The 1,581-nt window shown below is 64.5% G+C and carries 1 protein-coding gene; it reads left to right on the top strand.

Going from position 1 to position 1,581, the window contains the following annotated elements:
- Window positions 1-326 precede the first annotated feature (326 nt).
- The coding region (locus XH79_RS04295) for a HAMP domain-containing protein (protein WP_271580818.1) at window positions 327-1,581 on the top strand (1,255 nt) is incomplete at its 3' end.

Genomic DNA, 1,581 nt, shown 5'->3' with positions numbered 1-1,581 from the left:
GCTGAACTCGGCCAAGTCTCTCTCATCCGAAAGCACCCGCCTTCGCGCCGAGCTCGACCGCTTCATGGGGAATATTCGGGCGGCGTAAGCGCCGCCGTCGCATCACGCTCAGCCGTCGTCCCGGCCTTCGCCGGGACGACGGCGGCCTTCAATTTGTAACTGCGCCAGAAAGCCCGCCTTAACAATTCCCCGCGACACCTAACCGCCAGTTGCGGCGCCACAAATTTACCGCCGCTTATCCTTTGCCAACTACCGTGCATACGAGTCGGGGAGCGGGCTGCTCCCGGGCTGCGCCTGGTTTTCCGCGAATGGAATGGGGTGGGGGAATGCCCGTCAAGTCGAAGCCGAACACATCGAAGCTGCTCACCTTGCGCTTTCGCGCAAAAATCATCCTCGGCTTCGTGGCGGTGCTGGCCATCCTCGCCGTCAGCATGGCTTTCGCCTATTTCGGCTTCGAGCGGATCCAGGCTGCCGTGGCCTCCTACCGGACCAGCGTCTCCGAAGCGGACCTCGCGCGGACCGTCGACCGCGAGCTGATCGCCTATCAGGGGCTGGCGCGGGCCTATACGCTGACCGGCGCGACCGATGACGAGACCGCAGCCAAGGCGGCGGAAGAGAATCTGAGGGGTGCAATCGCCAAGTCCATGGCGGCCACGACCGCTGCGCGCCGCGAGCAGGTCGGCAAGCTCGAGGCCGAGTTCCAGCGTTTCACCAAGGTCTTCGGTGAGATCATCACCCTGACGCGCGAGAACAACAAGATCGCGGCCGACGAGCTCAACAGCGTCGGCAACAAGATCCGCTTCAAGTTCGACGACCTCGCCGATACCGCGGCGCTCGCCGGTCTCGCCTCGGTCCAGACCACGGCCAAGGACGTCACCTCGCAATATCTCGCGGTCTCCACCTCGGTCAGCGCCTTCGTCGCCAAGCCCGAGCCGAAGACCGCCGACGGCGTGATCGCCCGTATCAAGTTCCTGGAGACCCTGCTGGTCTCGATCTACGCCAACGACCAGAAGATCACCGACCGCGTCACCGAGATCGGCAACCTCCTGAAGCAGTACCGTACCTCATTCTCGAAGCTGACCGAGAACGTGAAGGTCATCGTCAAGTCGAATGGCGAGATGACCAAGACGGCCGCGTCCATCCTCAAGCTCTCGGCCGATCTGCGCTCGGATCTCACCGCCGACCAGCAGCGCATCGAGGCCAGCGCCAATACCACCATCGTCGAGACCGAGCGGCTGATGCTGATGCTGGCACTGGGCGGCCTCGCCGTCGGCGCTGCGCTCGCGCTGATGCTCGGCAACGGCATCTCGCGTCCGATGATCGCGATGTGCAAGGCGATGCGCGAACTTGCCTCGGGCAATTTCGACGTGGTGCTGCCCGGCTTGGGGCGCAAGGACGAGATCGGCGAGATGGCCGGCGCGGTGGAAGAATTCAAGGTTCAGGCGATCGCCAAGGCCGAGCGCGATGCTGCCGCCAGCGAAGTCCAGAACCGGGAGCAGGCCGCCAGCCGCCGCGCCGAGCTGATCCGCTTTGCCGACGATTTCGAGAGCGCGGTCGGCGCCATCGTCTCCAACGTTTCGG

Source organism: Bradyrhizobium sp. CCBAU 45389 (genome assembly GCF_028128625.1).
Taxonomy (GTDB): Bacteria; Pseudomonadota; Alphaproteobacteria; order Rhizobiales; family Xanthobacteraceae; genus Bradyrhizobium; species Bradyrhizobium liaoningense_B.
This window is presented reverse-complemented; position numbering and strand designations above follow the sequence as displayed.